General features: G+C 51.9%; 11 protein-coding genes and 1 pseudogene. 7 read left to right on the top strand and 5 right to left on the bottom strand.

Features of this window, described 5'->3' with window-relative positions:
* From nrfF to gltP, 3 genes and pseudogenes are all read left to right on the top strand, one after another.
* Positions 1 to 2227 (top strand): annotated as a pseudogene (gene nrfF / locus OGV71_RS00145) (heme lyase NrfEFG subunit NrfF).
* Positions 2227 to 2838 carry a heme lyase NrfEFG subunit NrfG gene (nrfG, locus tag OGV71_RS00140; RefSeq protein WP_003031771.1) on the top strand — a complete coding sequence of 204 codons (612 nt, stop codon included), beginning with the start codon at positions 2227 to 2229 and terminating at the stop codon, positions 2836 to 2838. Before nrfF ends, nrfG begins: the two are co-directional and overlap by 1 nt.
* Before the next feature lie 469 nt (positions 2839 to 3307).
* Positions 3308 to 4621 carry a glutamate/aspartate:proton symporter GltP gene (gene gltP / locus OGV71_RS00135; RefSeq protein ID WP_003031773.1) on the top strand — a complete coding sequence of 438 codons (1314 nt, stop codon included), beginning with the start codon at positions 3308 to 3310 and terminating at the stop codon, positions 4619 to 4621.
* Positions 4622 to 4725: 104 nt separating this feature from the next.
* Here the strand turns inward: gltP and yjcO are convergent, their stop codons facing one another.
* Both yjcO and fdhF read right to left on the bottom strand, forming a co-directional pair.
* Positions 4726 to 5415: a Sel1 family TPR-like repeat protein YjcO gene (gene yjcO / locus OGV71_RS00130; protein WP_003031775.1), complete on the bottom strand. Its 690-nt coding sequence runs from the start codon at positions 5413 to 5415 to the stop codon at positions 4726 to 4728.
* Positions 5416 to 5518: 103 nt separating this feature from the next.
* Positions 5519 to 7666: a formate dehydrogenase subunit alpha gene (fdhF, locus tag OGV71_RS00125; RefSeq protein WP_080602221.1), complete on the bottom strand. Its 2148-nt coding sequence runs from the start codon at positions 7664 to 7666 to the stop codon at positions 5519 to 5521.
* 287 nt (positions 7667 to 7953) lie between these two features.
* Here fdhF and OGV71_RS00120 point away from each other — a divergent pair, with 287 nt between their 5' ends.
* On the top strand, positions 7954 to 8685 hold the full coding sequence (locus tag OGV71_RS00120) for a response regulator transcription factor (protein ID WP_286532308.1): 732 nt from the start codon (positions 7954 to 7956) through the stop codon (positions 8683 to 8685).
* A gap of 87 nt (positions 8686 to 8772) precedes the next feature.
* Here OGV71_RS00120 and OGV71_RS00115 read toward each other — a convergent pair whose 3' ends face one another.
* Genes OGV71_RS00115 through OGV71_RS00105 form a run of 3 tightly spaced genes read right to left on the bottom strand, consistent with a single transcriptional unit; the run spans position 8773 to position 11332 of the window.
* A complete protein-coding gene (locus OGV71_RS00115) occupies positions 8773 to 9777 on the bottom strand; it encodes a carbohydrate kinase family protein (RefSeq protein WP_204584353.1) in 1005 nt (334 codons plus the stop codon).
* Positions 9774 to 10634, bottom strand: a complete 861-nt coding sequence (locus OGV71_RS00110; RefSeq protein ID WP_003031787.1) for a ketose 1,6-bisphosphate aldolase — start codon at positions 10632 to 10634, stop codon at positions 9774 to 9776. The genes OGV71_RS00115 and OGV71_RS00110 overlap by 4 nt, the downstream gene beginning before the upstream one ends.
* Before the next feature lie 14 nt (positions 10635 to 10648).
* Positions 10649 to 11332, bottom strand: coding sequence for a D-lyxose/D-mannose isomerase (locus OGV71_RS00105; protein WP_046671373.1), 684 nt, complete (start codon positions 11330 to 11332; stop codon positions 10649 to 10651).
* Positions 11333 to 11882: 550 nt separating this feature from the next.
* On the opposite strand from OGV71_RS00105, the gene OGV71_RS00100 reads away from it, so the two are divergent.
* From OGV71_RS00100 to OGV71_RS00090, 3 genes are all read left to right on the top strand, one after another.
* Complete coding sequence (locus OGV71_RS00100; protein WP_286532304.1) at positions 11883 to 14423, top strand: type VI secretion system Vgr family protein; 2541 nt, start codon at positions 11883 to 11885, stop codon at positions 14421 to 14423.
* A complete protein-coding gene (locus OGV71_RS00095) occupies positions 14416 to 16512 on the top strand; it encodes a T6SS effector phospholipase Tle3 domain-containing protein (RefSeq protein ID WP_286532301.1) in 2097 nt (698 codons plus the stop codon). The genes OGV71_RS00100 and OGV71_RS00095 overlap by 8 nt, the downstream gene beginning before the upstream one ends.
* 9 nt (positions 16513 to 16521) lie before the next feature.
* A partial coding sequence (locus OGV71_RS00090) for a T6SS immunity protein Tli3 family protein (protein ID WP_502873626.1) occupies positions 16522 to 17008 on the top strand: 487 nt, incomplete at its 3' end.

The raw sequence follows: 17008 nt of genomic DNA, 5'->3' as shown, positions 1-17008 counted from the left end.
CTGGACGTTCTCCTTCCTGAAGCCGGTTTTCTGGCGCTGTTATTAAGCCTCGGGGTCAACGTGTTGACCCCGCTTGCCGTGTTGGTAGGTGTCCGGCAGCGCTGGCAAGGGGTGATGCGCCTGGCAAGCGTGGGCGTGTGGACGCAATTTGCCCTGCTGCTACTGGCCTTTACCATTCTGGTATTCTGCTTTTTGACCAGCGATTTTTCGGTGGTCTACGTTGCCCAGCACAGCTACAGCCTGCTGCCGTGGGGATTAAAACTGGCGGCGGTGTGGGGCGGTCATGAAGGATCGCTGCTGCTGTGGGTGCTGTTTCTTTCCGCCTGGAGCGCGCTGTTTGCTCTTCGCTATCGGCGTAATACCAACGCGCTGTTTCCGCTGACGCTCTGCGTCCTTTCAATGATAACGGCCCTGCTGCTGCTGTTTGTGGTGGTATGGTCCGATCCGTTCGTGCGTATCTTTCCGCCAGCCATTGAAGGGCGCGACCTTAACCCGATGCTGCAACATCTTGGGTTAATCCTCCATCCACCGCTGCTGTACCTGGGTTACGGTGGTTTGATGGTGGCGGCAGGCGTGGCGCTGGCCTCGCTGCTACGTAGTGACTTTAATGCGCAGAGCGCCTGGGTGTGCTGGCGCTGGGCCTTGCCCGGTTGGTGCGCGCTGACGCTGGGGATTATCCTCGGCTCCTGGTGGGCCTACTGCGAGCTGGGTTGGGGCGGCTGGTGGTTCTGGGACCCGGTAGAAAACGCCTCCTTATTACCCTGGCTTTCCGCCAGCGCGCTGCTGCATAGCCTGTATATCACGCGCCAGCGCGGGATCTTCCGCCACTGGTCGCTGCTGCTGGCGATCGTCACGCTGATTTTATCGCTGCTGGGGACGCTGATTGTGCGTTCCGGCATTCTCGTTTCGGTGCATGCTTTCGCGCTGGATAACGTTCGTGCCGCGCCGCTGTTTGCGCTGTTTACCGTGTTGAGTCTGGCGTCGCTCGGGCTGTACGCCTGGCGGGGCCAGCAAGTCCGGCAGAATGCTCGTTTTGGCGGTTGGTCACGCGAGATGCTGATTCTGGTTGCGCTGCTGCTCTTTAGTGCGGTGCTGCTGATTGTGCTGATTGGCACGCTCTACCCGATGATTTACGGGCTGTTCGGCTGGGGGCGGCTTTCTGTGGGCGCACCGTACTTTAACCGCGCTACGCTGCCCTTTGGCCTACTGATGCTGCTGGTTATTGTGCTGGCAATGGTCAGAAGCCGCAAAGTGTCTTTCCGCATCCAACTTCCGGCACTGCTGGCGCATGCCGGGGTGCTGGTGTTTGCGGCGGGGATCGTCTTTTCCAGCGGTAGCCGTCAGGAGATAAGCCTGAACCTGAGCCCTGGGCAGCAGGTTGAACTGGCGGGTTACATTTTCCGTTTTGAGCGTCTCGACCTGGAAGCCAAAGGTAACTACACCAGTGAAAAAGCGCAGATCACGCTGTGGCACAATGAGAAACGCATTGGCAGCCTGCAACCTGAAAGGCGCTTCTATGCCGCGCGTCGTCAACAGATGATGGAGCCGGGGATCCGCTGGAACCTGATGCATGACTGGTATGCGGTAATGGGTGAAAAAACCGGACCAGACCGTTATGCCATGCGCTTGTACGTGCAGACCGGCGTGCGCTGGATTTGGGGTGGGGGACTATTAATGGTCTTTGGCGCGCTGCTGAGCGGATGGCGAGGGAGGAAGCGTGATGCGTAAATTAATCACAGCGTTGCCGGATGGCGGCGTAAACGCCTTATCCGGCCTACAAGGTGCGCAAACCGTAGGCCGGATAAGCGCAGCTCCATCCGGCAGAAAGTTATTACTCTTAACGCTCGTCCTGTTTTTCATTACTTTCGCTACGCATGCCCAGGTTGTGGATACCTGGCGCTTTGAAAATCCGCAACAGCAAGAACAAGCGCTGTCTATTGCCAGCCAACTGCGTTGTCCACAGTGCCAAAACCAAAATTTGCTGGAATCAAATGCGCCGGTAGCGGTCAGTATGCGCCATCAGGTTTACAGCATGGTGGCGGAAGGGAAAAGTGAAGCCGAGATAACCACCTGGATGACCGAGCGTTACGGTGATTTCGTTCGTTATAATCCGCCGCTGAATGAGCAAACGCTGCTGCTGTGGGCGTTGCCGTGCCTGTTGTTGTTGCTGGTAGGTGTAGTGGTCTGGCGAGTGAGAAGACGTCAGCATACGGAGGAAGGTGAATAATGAGCCAGTGCGAGCCGCTGTTACGCCCAATGCCCGTGAAGCGTCTGACCGCTGCGGTGGTACTGATGGTTGTGGCCTGCATTGGAGGCTACCTGTTGACGCCAAAATGGCAGGCGGTTCGTCAGGAGCAGACGCGACTGGCGGACCCTTTACATGCTTTCTCTGATGAAAATATTCAGGAAAAACAGTTGCTTTTGCTGCAATCGCAGATTCGAGCCAATCCACAGGACGGCGTGAAATGGGCGCAACTCGGGGAGTACTATCTTTGGCAAAACGCATATCATAATGCGCTGCTGGCCTACGAGCAGGCGCTGCGTGTCGGCGGTGAAAATGCTGAGATCTATTCAGCGATGGCAACGGTATTGTATTACCAGGCCGGACAACATATGGCGCCGCCCACTCGCGAGATGATTGATAAGGCCTTGGCGCTGGACCCGGCAGAGGTCACCGCGCTGATGTTGTTAGCCTCAGATGCGTTTATGCAGGCAGACTACGCCCAGGCTATTTCAGTTTGGCAAAAAGTTATGGATTTAAATTCGCCGAGGGTGAACCGGGCACAGCTCGTTGACTCTATTAATATGGCGAAGTTGTTGCAGAATCGGCAAAAATAAATTTGTTTTTTTTGTGATTTGTATCATTTTGCCTGTTTAAAAAACAGGCAAACGAACAGGTGGGCGAAAAAAACTCACGCTATGACTTCTTCATTTTTGAACATATTAAAATTCTTTTATAACAAAAAGTTATTCATCAATACCGCGATAAAATTGCATTTTTATGCATAAATTCAGCCAAAAGCCCTGTTCTTAGAGGGTTGCGCGGAATGCCATGCAGATGATAATGATAATATACCCGTCATACTTCAAGTTGCAGGTGTGTTGGCTTTCCTCGCTCACCCCAGTCACTTACTGGCGTAAGCTCCTGGGAATTCGCTGCGTCGCCGCCTTCCTGCAACTCGAATTATTTAGGGCATAAGCGTTAAAAAACTCCATAAACGAACGCAACACAATTCATACCCTTTCAGTATGTACTATTCCCACACACCGCATGTGGAATAGCGCTCCATCGAGGAAGTCCGTTGTTATGAAAAATTTGAAAGTCAGCCTGGCATGGCAGATTCTAATCGCCATGGTGCTGGGCATTCTGCTAGGGAGTTACCTGCATTACCATAGCGACAGCCGCGAATGGCTGGTGGTCAACCTGCTGTCTCCGGCAGGCGATATCTTTATCCATCTGATCAAAATGATCGTCGTGCCGATTGTTATCTCCACGCTGGTGGTTGGTATTGCCGGGGTGGGTGATGCAAAACAGCTGGGCCGTATTGGCGCCAAAACCATTCTCTATTTCGAAGTGATCACCACCGTAGCGATTATTCTTGGCATCACGCTGGCGAATGTGTTCCAGCCGGGTTCCGGGATTGATATGTCGCAACTGGCGACCGTGGATATTTCGAAATATCAAAATACGACCGCAGAAGTGCAGAGCCACGCGCATGGCCTGATGGGCACAATTGTGTCGCTGGTGCCGACTAATATCGTCGCGTCGATGGCGAAAGGCGATATGTTGCCGATTATCTTCTTCTCGGTGCTGTTTGGTTTAGGCTTGTCTTCACTACCAGCAACCCACCGCGAGCCGCTGGTGACCGTGTTCCGCTCGATTTCAGAAACCATGTTTAAAGTGACCCACATGGTGATGCGTTATGCGCCAGTCGGTGTTTTTGCGCTGATTGCTGTGACCGTCGCGAACTTCGGTTTTGCCTCCCTGTGGCCGCTGGCGAAACTGGTGCTGTTGGTGCATTTTGCCATCCTGTTCTTCGCGCTGGTGGTGCTGGGGATTGTGGCGCGTATCTGCGGTTTGAGCATCTGGATCCTGATCCGCATTTTGAAAGATGAGCTGATTCTGGCTTACTCTACCGCCAGCTCCGAGAGCGTACTGCCGCGTATTATCGAGAAGATGGAAGCCTATGGCGCACCGGCTTCAATCACCAGCTTTGTGGTGCCGACCGGCTACTCATTCAACCTTGATGGTTCAACGCTGTACCAGAGTATTGCCGCGATCTTTATTGCGCAGCTGTATGGTATCGACCTGTCGCTGTGGCAGGAAATCGTATTAGTACTGACGCTAATGGTTACGTCGAAAGGGATTGCGGGCGTGCCGGGCGTCTCCTTCGTGGTACTGCTGGCTACGCTTGGCAGCGTGGGGATCCCGCTGGAAGGCCTGGCGTTTATTGCCGGTGTTGACCGTATCCTCGACATGGCGCGTACCGCGCTGAATGTGGTGGGGAATGCGCTGGCGGTGCTGGTTATCGCCAAGTGGGAGCATAAATTTGACCGCAAGAAGGCGCTGGCTTACGAGCGCGAGATGCTGGGTAAATTTGATAAGACCGCTAATCATTAATTAATGAAAGATTGCCGGATGGCGCTGCGCTTATCCGGCCTACGGAAGACGGTGAACTGTAGGCCGGATAAGGCGTTTATGCCGCCATCCGGCAATGCAAACCATTACCCGTTTGTTAACTTTTCAAACTCTTCACAGCCGGTATCGAACCCTTCCATACAGCTCAGATTCAGCCAGTGTAGCGCCTTCTGTTTATTCTTCACGATAAAACCCTGCTCGCCGTTTAAGAACATCATTCCGGCCCAGTACTCGGAATAACCGGTGCGGGAGATGGCGGAGCTGCGTTTGAAATACCACGTCGCTTTTTCATCGTCTGCGGGGATCCCCACGCCGTTGGCGTAAATCAGCCCGAGCAGCATTTGCGCGTCGACGGCTGAGTCATTTTCCAGATCTTCAGAGGCGTTTTGCAGCAAGGTAATGGCTTTGGGGTAATCTGTGTGTCCTGCCTGGGTGTTGACCAGAATCCGCGCCAGGGTGAGTTCTCCTGCTTTACTGCCCGCTTTGGCTGCCTTTTCCGCCAGCGTTTTGGCCTGGGGGTAATCCAGACTGACCGGATTCGTAATTTTGATTTGCGCCAGGAGCGCGCAGGCGTCGGCATCGCCATTGTCGGCGGCTTTTTGCGCCCAATACTCGGCTTTGCTCAAATCGCCCGAACTGAACCAGGTATCGGCAAGAAAGTACTGTGCACGACGGTCCCCTGCCTCAGCGGCCTGTAAGTACTGGCTTCCTGGCTCAGTATCACTGGCATGGGCAAAGAATGTCATAAAGAACATCAATGCAATGAGTTGTTTCATTTTGAGTTTTATTTAGGGTACGGAATGAACAGTATAAAGAGATCGTATGGATAAAAAAACAGCCTCCGGGCGGAGGCTGTTGCAGAACAGGTACGTAAACGGACTAACCCATCGCGCTTTCGCGCAGACTGGCTTTCAGCTTGTTGTACTCATCAATAACATACTGCTCGGCAGCGCGCTGATCGGCAATGCGTTCAACGTTAACGGCACAGTACTTATACTCTGGCGTTTTGGTAATCGGGCTTAAGTTCTCGGTTACCAGCTCATTACATGCGCCAATCCACCACTGGTAGGTCATATAAATCGCGCCTTTGTTTGGACGATCGCTGACTGCTGCACGGGTAATGACCCGACCTTTACGCGAGTTAACCCACACCAGTTCTTCGTCCTGGATGCCCAGGCGTTCTGCGTCGGCGGTGTTGATCTGGGCATAGCCCGGTTCATCCGCCAGCGCGGCCAGCGCCGCACAGTTACCGGTCATCGAACGGCAAGAGTAGTGGCCGACTTCACGCACCGTAGACAGTACCATTGGGTACTCTGGGGTGAGTTTGTCGATTGGCGCTACCCAGTCGCAGGTGAAGAACTGCGCCAGGCCGTTCGGGGTGTCGAACTTCTCTTTAAAGAGATAAGACGTCCCCTGATCGGCTTCTGAGGTGTCGCGGCAAGGCCACTGGATATAACCCAGTTCGCCCATTTTCTCGTAAGTGGCACCGTAGAAATCCGGACACAGATGACGCAACTCGTCCCAGATTTCTTGGGTGTTGTTGTAGTGCATCGGATAGCCCATACGGGTGGCGATTTCACTGATAATCTGCCAGTCCGTTTTCAGATCCCACTTCGGCTCAACGGCTTTAAAGAAGCGCTGGAAGCCACGGTCAGCCGCGGAGAATACGCCTTCATGCTCGCCCCATGACGTAGACGGTAAAATAACGTCTGCGGCCGCGGCGGTTTTGGTCATGAAGATATCCTGCACGATGACCAGTTCCAGATCCTCAAAGCCTTTGCGCACTGCGGAGAGTTCAGCATCGGTCTGTAATGGATCTTCACCCATGATGTACGCCGCGCGTACTTCGCCATGCGCAGCACGGTGCGGCAGTTCGCTGATGCGATAACCGGTATGTGCAGGCAGACTTTCCACGCCCCAGGCTTTAGCGAATTTCTCGCGGTTTTCCGGGAACTTAACGTACTGATAGCCCGGATAGGTATCCGGCAGCGCACCCATGTCGCATGCACCCTGAACGTTGTTCTGGCCACGAACCGGGTTTACGCCCACGCTTGGCTTACCGAGGTTGCCGGTCAGCATTGCGAGGCTGGTCAGTGAACGCACGGTTTCCACGCCCTGATAGAACTGGGTAACACCCATGCCCCACAGGATAGCCGCGCTTTTTGCCGTGGCATACATACGTGCAGCCTGACGAATATCCTGCGCGCTAACGCCAGTGATATCTTCGACGGACTCCGGCGTGTAGCCTTCGACAATCTTGCTGTACTCTTCGAATCCTTCCGTACGGGAGGCGACGAACGCCTGGTCGTACAGTTTTTCTTCGATGATGACATGACCCATGGCGTTGAGCAGCGCGATGTTCGAGCCGTTTTTCAACGCGATGTGCATGTCGGCAATACGCGCGGTTTCAATTTTGCGCGGATCGCAGACGATGATTTTCGCCCCGTTACGTTTAGCGTTAATCACGTGATTCGCCACGATCGGGTGGGAATCCGCCGGGTTATACCCGAAGATGAACACTAAATCTGTGTTATCAATTTCATTGATAGCATTACTCATTGCGCCGTTACCGACCGATTGGTGCAGACCTGCAACCGATGGGCCGTGTCAGACGCGAGCGCAGCAGTCAACGTTATTGGTACCAATAACGGCGCGCGCGAATTTTTGCATTACATAGTTGGTTTCGTTACCCGTACCGCGAGATGAACCGGTCGTCTGAATAGCGTCCGGGCCATACTTCGCTTTGATGGCGCTCAGACGAGTGGCGACGTAATCAAGCGCTTCATCCCAGGAAACAGATTCCAGTTTGCCGCCACGCTGGCGACGGATCATTGGGGTTTTCAGACGAGGGGTCAGGATCTGGGTATCGTTGATAAAATCCCAGCCATAGTAGCCCTTCAGACACAGAGTACCCTGGTTGGTTTTCCCCTGCGCCGCTTCAGCCCGGACGATTTTGCCGTTATCGACCACCAGGTTGATTTTGCAACCTGATGCGCAATATGGGCAAACCGTGACGACTTTTTTCATCGGTCTCGCTCCAGTTAATCAAATCGCGCATACGCGCTGTCGCCCTCAGTATGCATCTTCTATGCCACTTTTTTATTGTGGGCATTCCCTGATATTACGGGTGATTTTTGGTCAAAACCCTGACGAAAAACAGGCTGTCGTCATATTTGACGTGTCGAATCTCCAATACGTGACGCCCCGGCAGTGTGACCGAGGTTATGTTTCCCACATATCCTTGTGCCTTATCGCTGTCACTCTGGGCAGAATCAATCACACTCATTTAAGTTGGCCAGAAATGGGGAAAAACAATGAAGCCAGCCATACTGGTTGTGGATGATGACGTGGCAGTCTGCTCGCTTTTACAGGATGTGCTGAACGAACACGTCTTTGCGGTGACCGCTTGTCACACCGGGCAGGAGGCGTTGCGCTGCATTGAGACTCAGCCGGAGATTGCGCTGGTATTGCTGGATATGATGTTGCCCGACATCAACGGTCTGATGGTGCTGCAGCAGGTGCAAAAGATGAGGCCCGGATTACCGGTGGTAATGCTGACCGGGCTTGGTAGCGAGTCGGATGTGGTGGTCGGGCTGGAAATGGGCGCTGACGACTATATCGGTAAACCGTTCAATGCGCGGGTGCTGGTGGCTCGGGTAAAGGCGGTGCTCAGACGCGTTGGCGTGTTAACGGCAGAAAGCGGCGGCCCACAGACCACGGGGCTTTCTTTCAATGGCTGGCATCTCGATACCGCCGGTTGCCAGCTTCGTAATCCCCAGCAGTTGAAGGTGGAGTTGACGCAGGGGGAATACAGCCTGCTGTTGGCGCTGGCCCAAAATGCCCGCCGGGTGCTGAGTCGGGAACAACTGCTGGAGCTGACGCGTAGCGACAGCGTTGAGGTGTTTGACCGCACTATTGACGTGTTAATCATGCGCTTGCGGCGAAAAATAGAGATTAACCCGCATCAACCGATGTTGATCAAAACCCTGCGCGGGTTGGGTTATGTGTTTGCCGCCGACGTGCAGCATCACGATAAGGCGGCGTGATCATGTGTAGTTGCCGGATGCGGCGTAAACGCCTTATCCGGCCGACAAAAGCGACAACGACCGCGTAGGCCTGATAAGCGCAGCGCATCAGGCGTCAACCATTTCTGCTTTTAACTCTGCCAGCGTCTTCGCGCCGTCTATCGCATTGGCGCACAGCAAGCTTGCCCGCGCACAGGCGTGTGCCAACCTGACGCTGTCCGTCAGCGACCAGCGCTCATGACAGCCATACAAAAATCCGGCGCAAAACGCATCACCCGCCCCGACGCTGCCAACGATCTCCTCCTGCGCCAGGTACTGCGATGGGATCCAGACGCCCGGCAGATCCGGCGCTTCACCCCAGGCACCTTCCGGACAGTGAATAACCACCCGCTGGCGTACTCCTGCACCCAATAATTCGCGCGCGGCGGTAGCGATATGCGGGATATGCAGCTCGCCGTTGGGCTGGCGGATCTCCAGCCCGCTAAATTCTCCGGCTTCCAGCTCGTTAATCACCAGATAGTCGAGATGGCGCAAGGCTGGCATCACCAGTGGCTGGTAGCGCGGGTCGCCCTTGCGTGAGACCAGATCCAGCGACGTTTCAAAGCCGTTGTCGCGCATTTGCGCTAGCAGCCTTGCGCTACGCGTCCCGTACTCCTCATCCGGCATGTCCAGACTGTCGAGCAGCAGCAGATATCCCAGATGGAAGATTTTCATCGAGGTATCCAGTTGCTCAAAAGCGGGCAAATCCAGCAGTCTGTTGGCGCCCGGCGAGTGGAAAAAGGTGCGCTGACCGCTGGGATCGGTCATCACCTGCGACATTGACGTGGGCGCGAATGTCGTGCGCTGCACGTGTTGGCGATTAACGTGATACTGCTCCAGCATCGCCATGATGTAGTCGCCATCGCTGTCCTGACCGATTAACCCCACCGCCTGCAACGGCAGCCCAGTGTGCATTTTTGCCAGCGTCAGCAGCACATTAAGCGGCGCACCGCCCGTGGCGCGTTCGCTACGGGTGATTTCCGCCAACCAGCCGCGTTCCGGCCACTGCACAATTTGATGCACATGATCGACCAGCATGTTGCCTGCGGCGATAACGCCTTTGCGTTCCATCAGACCCGTCCCGCGCTGCCAAAAATGCGCATCTGTTCTGAAACGGTATCGGTAATGGCTTCCTCAATGCCGAGCAGCAGTTCAGCGAATTCGTCGTATAAGGGCTGACGATTCGCCATCCGCGTCTCCACTGCCGACAGCGCCGCCTGCGACATGCCGGTATAGAAGTTGATTTTGTGAATGCCGAGTTCAATTGCGCGCTTGAAATCGTCGTCGCTGATGCCGGAGCCACCGTGCAGTACCAGCGGGATTGCCGCCTGCTGGCGAATGGCGTCCAGACGCGGGAAGTCGAGCAGCGGTTCGCCTTTATATTTGCCGTGGGCATTGCCAATGGCGACCGCCAGCGCGTCAATCCCGGTTCTGTCAACGAAATCACGCGCCAGCATTGGGTCGGTAAACAGTGATTCGTCGGCATGACCGTACAGCGCACCGCCTTCATCGCCACCGACTGCGCCCAACTCAGCTTCCACCGACACGCCGACGGCGTGGCACATCTTCACCACTTCGCGGGTCTGTCGGATATTTTCTTCGTACTCCAGCGTGGAGCCATCGAACATCACTGAGCTGAAACCTAAGCGTAACGCTCGCACCACCGACTCAAAGTGCAGGCCGTGGTCAAGATTCAGCACTACGGGAATGTCATGTCTGGCGGCTTCGAACTTGACCGCTTCGACCAGAGAATCTAGCGAGATATATTTAAAATGCACCTCGGCAATGTTGATAATAAACGGCGAACGTTCCTGCTTTGCCGCGGCAAACAACGCGCGCAGGAAATGTGAATCCAGAACGTTAAACGCCCCTAAGGCATAGCGGTGCTCGCGGGCATGGGCAAGGCCATCAGCGAGTGAGATCAACGGCATAATGTGCTCCTTGGTTAGCGGAACAGGCGATATTCGTTACACAGCACCAGCATCGCCGGTTCGTCTTCTTCAATGTCGTTGTAGCGGGAAATCGGTTGCAGAAAATGGTTGTCGTGGTCGTCGTCATTAACAGAAGAGACCTCGCCAACCAGCACGTCGCCAAAACCTTCTTCCGCCCAGAAGCTGTGATACAGGCCCGGCGGCAGGCAGATGCTTTCACCCGGCGTCAGGCGCAGTTGACTGCCTGCGGCATGGGTTTGCCGACAGCCGTCAATCACCACGCTAACGTCGCTGTCTTCCGTTTGCTCGCGGATCCCTGCATTCCACAGTTCTACAATGAGATTGCCGCCGCCGCGATTGATAATGTCTTCGCGTTTGCGCCAGTGAAAATGCATCGGCGTGACCTGTGCATCGCGAACATGCATGATTTTCTCGGCGTAGCATTTCTCGTAAGGCATGCCTTTCGGCGAACCATTACGCAGGGTGAACAGCGTTAATCCTTGCGCGGCGAAATTGTTGCCGCCAAACGCAGTGACATCCCAACCGAGCTTAAGGTCGAACACTTCGCTCCAGGCAGCGGCATCAAGCTTGCGCCATTGGGTCGGGGGGAAGCTGGCAAAAGGGGGGAGATGCACGTCGTGCTGAGAGAAAAACTGGCGCGTGTGGCCAAGGATCTCGTTTATTGCGGAGCGTTTCATTGATTCTCCTGTGGCTGATAAGATGACCTTTATGCGGCCCTCTCTCAAAGGGAGAGGGAGAAAATCAAAAGCTTTCCCATGGATCAAATGGGATACCATCCGGTTACCTCTCCCTCACAGCAGAACAGGGAATCGTTATATTTTATTGTGTTTTTTTATGGGGTGGTGTGATTCATTCAATAAAATGATAAATGAAAAGAATATTTTCATAAATGTTATTGTAAATCATTGGGTTAATGCGTTCGTTTTTTTTAGTCACATCTCAGTTTTCTGGAACCATTTGGATATGAACGCTGGATTGTTGCCTCGCGGTGAAAAAACGAATGCGGCGTTTTATAAATCTTTTTGTTAAAAAATCAATTTCATTGAATATAAAATCTCGCCAGTTAATCGTTTATTTATATTCCAGGGTTATATTACGTGTTTGACTAATAATAATTAAATCACTTCCAGATTTTCTCAATAAAAAATAACCTTTTTTAGTTATTATTGATATGCTGACTGGACTTTATTTCTTATGTATTACTTTCTTTTGGCAAGGGATGCGATAATGAAAAAAGGTTCAGGGTTCTATAATCTGGAAGGTATAGTTTCAGAGGAGAGTATAAATAAATATTTATTCTCCGTAAGGGGCGAAGGTAAGTTAGGGTGGCTTGATGTTGAAACAATTGAAGGTCATGAAAATTTAAGTAAACCATACAGTTATAAGATTACATTTACATCAAAACTAAAAAACATCCCTCCTGATTCACTTCTAAATATTGAAGGCTCGCTGAAAATCAGAGCACCTAATCATAATTGGAGTAAATATATTCAGGGTTCTGAAATGTGGCTAAATGAACGACAAATTGAAGGCGTCATTACGTCATTTTCGCTTATTAGCACATCAGCGGATGAATCACTGTACGAAATCAGGCTGGAGCATAAGCTTGCATTACTCTCTCGACGCAAGCGATCGGCTATTTACCTGAACATAAATGTGCCGAATTTGGTCACGCAGATCCTCAAAGAACATGCTTTTGCCGATTATGAAATCGACTTTGATAATCTTGTTTGTATGTATCCTAACCGGGAAATGATCGTCCAGTGGGATGAGTCAGATTTAGCGTTTATCAGCCGCATCCTGTCAGAAGTTGGGATCTGGTTCAGAATTGAAAATCATCATGCCGTTCCGCACATTATGGTGCTTATCTTCAGCGATTCACAAAGCCGGTATATCTTCGATCAAAAGATTATGCATGCATCTCATGCGGGTCTGACAGCAAATGATTATTCGATCGATAAGCTGGTATCAAAGCACAACGTTGTTTCCGCAGCCGTTAAAGCAAAGAACTTTGACTATCGGCTTGCCAATTCGCTAATACTCAATGTTGATGCCGAGGGAGCTGAACAAACGTCGACGACGTATGGAGTGGATTATCGTTATGCGGATATTCATCACCAGCCGGGATCGAAATTTGCGGAGGAACAACCAGGCGAATCAAGCTGGTTCTACGCCAAACTGCATCACGAAATTATTCTTAATAATCAGTCCGTTTTAAGCGGCGTGACCACCAGTCCATCGATCGTGCCAGGTATGGTGCTTAAAATCGACGGTACCATTCCGCAGGCGTTCACTTCGGGCTTTGTGGTAACGGCAATGCGAGTGACGGGCAGGCGTGATGCAGCCCTGCAATCCCAACTGTTCGGTATTCCCTACAATGAGCGCGTTTGCTTTCGACCGCAGCCGCTACCCAGACCGCGTATCGCGGGTACGGTTCCGGCAATTGTTTCATCTCGAATAGACAATGACCAATATGCCCACATCGATCTGCAGGGGCGCTATTGGGTGAAGTTTGATTTTGACCTCGACCAACATAGGCAAGGCTATGAAAGTATGCACGTCCGTCTGGCGCGGATTTATGCCGGCGATACTTATGGTCATCACTTTCCACTCATTCAGGGTGCGGAGGTTGCCATTGCGTTTGAAGGTGGCGATCCGGAAAGACCTTTCATTGCCCATGCGCTGCATCATGCGCCAAAACCTGACCCCGTTACCAGCCGCAATAATACCCGCAATGTCATCCGCACTGCGGGTCTCAATAAGCTGCGGATGGAAGACCGGCGCGGGCAGGAACACGTCAAGCTGAGTACCGAGTACGCTAAAACGCAGCTGAACATGGGACATCTTGTTGATGCAGGTGGTAAGCCGCGCGGTGAAGGCGCAGAACTGCGCACCGATGACCGGGCTGTTTTGAGGGCTGCAAAGGGAATATTGCTGACGACAGAGGCGCAGCCAAAAGCCCAGGGCCAGCAGCTCGACATGAATGCAGTCGTTCAACAGCTACAGGCAGCCCTTGTGCTGGCAACTTCTCTTCAGCAAAGCGCCCTGACGGCGCAAGCGTTAAACGTTGAAATGGAGCAACAGCAGCAGCTTAACGCCGCGCTTCAACAGCTCACCCGCTCGGGGCTGGTGGCCTATGCCGATCACGGTATGGCTCTGCTCACACCGGAAACCATGGCGCTGTCGGCAAACAAAGATCTGTCGCTGAACGCGGCCAACAACGGCAGTTTTAACGTTTTTAAGAAACTCTCCATGGCAGTCGGGCAGGGGTTATCGCTTTTCAGCAGAGCGATCGGGATCAAAATTATCGCCGCAAAAGATGATATTTCCGTCCAGGCACAGCGCGGGGAAATGGGCCTGCTTTCCGATCAGCATTTTCATATTCAGAGTATGAACGGCAACGTAACCATCAGCGCCAAAAAGAATATTCAGTTGCTGTGTGGAGGCGGCGGTATTCGAATAAATGAAGATGGCTCAGTAAAAATATTCTCTCCCGCCAAAGTGCAGCTCAAAGGCACCACCCTTGACTGGAGCGGGCCGGAATCCGTTAAAGATAAATCCCCCGTTTTTCAGGAAGACCAGTTTCACCGCCGCATTAAATTACATGGTTATGGAAATACGGACGATGTTCTGAAAAAGACAAAATTCAGACTGACTAAGGCCTCCGGTGAAATCATTGAAGGTGTTACCGACGATGAAGGCATGACGCCGTTACTGGATATGACGGAAATGGATGAAATGAAAATGGAGATTTTGCCAAATGAGTAACAGTCCCTTTAATCCGCGGGTCGTGGCGACAGGTGTACAAGGCGTACCTAAATCCACCGGCGGAAAAATGGCCGTCTGCGAAGTGGCGGTTAAAAACCCTATGCCCTGTATTGTGATCCTTGTTCATGGCGTCAACGATGTGGGTGAGGCGTATCAAAATCAGGAGCAGGGGATCATTGCTGGCTTGAATGAACGTATGGGCCGCACGGATATGTATCCGCATGAGTGGCATCAGTACAAAATGGATATGGGGGATGGCGAGCAGCAGCAGGTGAAAATGCCCGGACGCAGCCCGGTGATCCCATTTTACTGGGGATATAAACCTGTTGACCATGCAACGTATATTGACGATCAGCGGCGTTATCGCGATGAGCGGGCTAAATCAGGAGACGCCGCAAAGCTGCCTTACAACGCCTATCAGGAAGATGACAACGCAACGCTGGTAAAGTTAGGACACATTCCTCAAACCACGTTGAAATATCAGAATGATAATTTTGGTAATGTTCTCGATGATGTGTATGCCAAAGGCGGGGGTACCTTTGCCAATGCGACAACCACTATTCCGGATATGCTAGGCCCTGGCTCCGGCGGCCCTGCGAACGCTGCGGCAGGATTTGCTTCATTTCATCTGAATGCCGGGGATTTTACGCACCCAATTTATGATAACCCGCACCGAATTTATCAGTTTTTTGCCGCGCAGCGGCTGGCCGATTTAATTCTGATGATTCGAAGAGAACCGGCAACAAAATTCGATCCCATTAATATTATTGCGCACTCCCAGGGAACGATTATTACCATGCTCGCCAATATGCTGGTCAAAGCAGCTGGTGCCGATCCCGCCGATTGTGTGATCCTCAACCATTCTCCCTACGCCCTGGAAAAAACGGCTGCTGAAGGGATGACGCCCGGACATCACCAGACGGATCGCGCCCGCCAGCAGACGTTTAAAAATTTCTGTCATTTGATGGCGACAAACGCCAGATATGGCAAGGGGGAATATCACACGCAAGCCGAGATTGATGAATTAGAAGGTGCAATTTGTCTGAGTAAAACCAATTCTCAATGGCGCAAGAATAAACTTTATACCCGTAATAACTTTGGCAAGGTATATAACTATTTTTGCCCTAATGACAGCGTGGTTTCATTACTTAACGTGCAGGGTTTGGGCTGGCGGGGAGTCCCCCATGACATTGCCAGCGGCATAGACAATCTGCGCCAGCGGGTTTTCTGCGAAAATGGTCCGGAAATAGGCGGCAGCCCACTGAGCGTGCCTTTTGAAATGCCGGCGTTAAAAAAGGATTGTTTTGATCAGGATACGCTGGCGACCAGACAATATACGTTTGCGGATGTGGTTGTGAATGGTGAGCAGCTCCCCGTCACCTTCAGACACCAGTTACAGGGCGCGGGAAGTCAGTATAAATATTCGATAGTACCGGGTTCACCCGATCAGAACATCTCATTTTCGGCAAAAGCCACGGTTATTGCGCGCACTGAGACAGATTTCAAAAGTCTCAGCGGCGCAGGTTTCGATTATTTACAGCCGGGGCAAGAATTAACGCCCGCAGAACTCGCGATGTTCGCCAAAAAATATGCTAAGCCTTATACCAAAGGCGTTGTCCTGGGCGGGGGATACAATAAGACCGTGCAGCTTATTTATGAAAAAACGCCGGATGAGCTGGAAAAAGAATGGATGAAATCAGAGCAGGTTGGTTACAGCCAGCATTCCTCTATTGTTATGTCGAAAGATGCCCCCGCGAAAGCGATGGCCTTCGATCTGGCGGTGGGGATATGCGGGGCATTTGATTACGAAAATGGTGAGTTCTGGGTAAAACTACTTCGCCGTGGGGACTGGCGTATGAAGCTTAATGGTCTGCCAAGGACTGTTGATTATTATAATACAGGGATATTGAATAAAGCTGACACAAAAGATTATATGAACAGGCCGGATGATATTTTACCAAAGGGTCAATTTGGTGTGGTTAACGAATATTATCATTCAACAACGGTTCAACCTGCCAGACATAATGAAATATACAATACCGAGACTCCCAATCTGCAATGGGATATGCCCAAACCGCTTAACGTTTAAGGATAAATCATGAAACCAGGAAATACGGTAAGAGTAATTGTTGGAGCCATTTCGCTATGCGCTATCGCTGCCTGTACAAAAAAAATACCCTCACAGGTTATTTATCGGTTTGATGATAATCGCTACCTGGAGTTGATCGGATATGATTGTGAAGGATATGTTGTTTACCATGACATAAAAAGAAAAATTCACAAATCAATTTATGGCAATCCAATCTATAGAGTGTTCTCGGGTGAGTTTATCCATCCCTCAGAACAGTACGTTCTGGTGCCTGAATGGGAACCCGGGGCATATAAAATATCTAAAGATTATGGGCAAACATGGCAGGTCGCAAACTATATGGCTTCTTCCCGGGCGCTGGAGAGAAACTCCGATGGGGTTATGCGTGACTATCCTGAAGGAAAAGAAATAAAAAAAGTGGTGGTGGTCAATAACCAGGCGTTTATTACCACCTCGAAAAATCATTTGTATATGAGTTCATACCCTTTTGACGACC

Source organism: Citrobacter sp. Cf088, from assembly GCF_030334295.1.
GTDB classification, from domain to species: Bacteria; Pseudomonadota; Gammaproteobacteria; order Enterobacterales; family Enterobacteriaceae; genus Citrobacter; species Citrobacter freundii.
The sequence above is the reverse complement of the archived record's forward strand: the minus strand, read 5'-3'. Positions and strand labels throughout refer to the sequence as shown.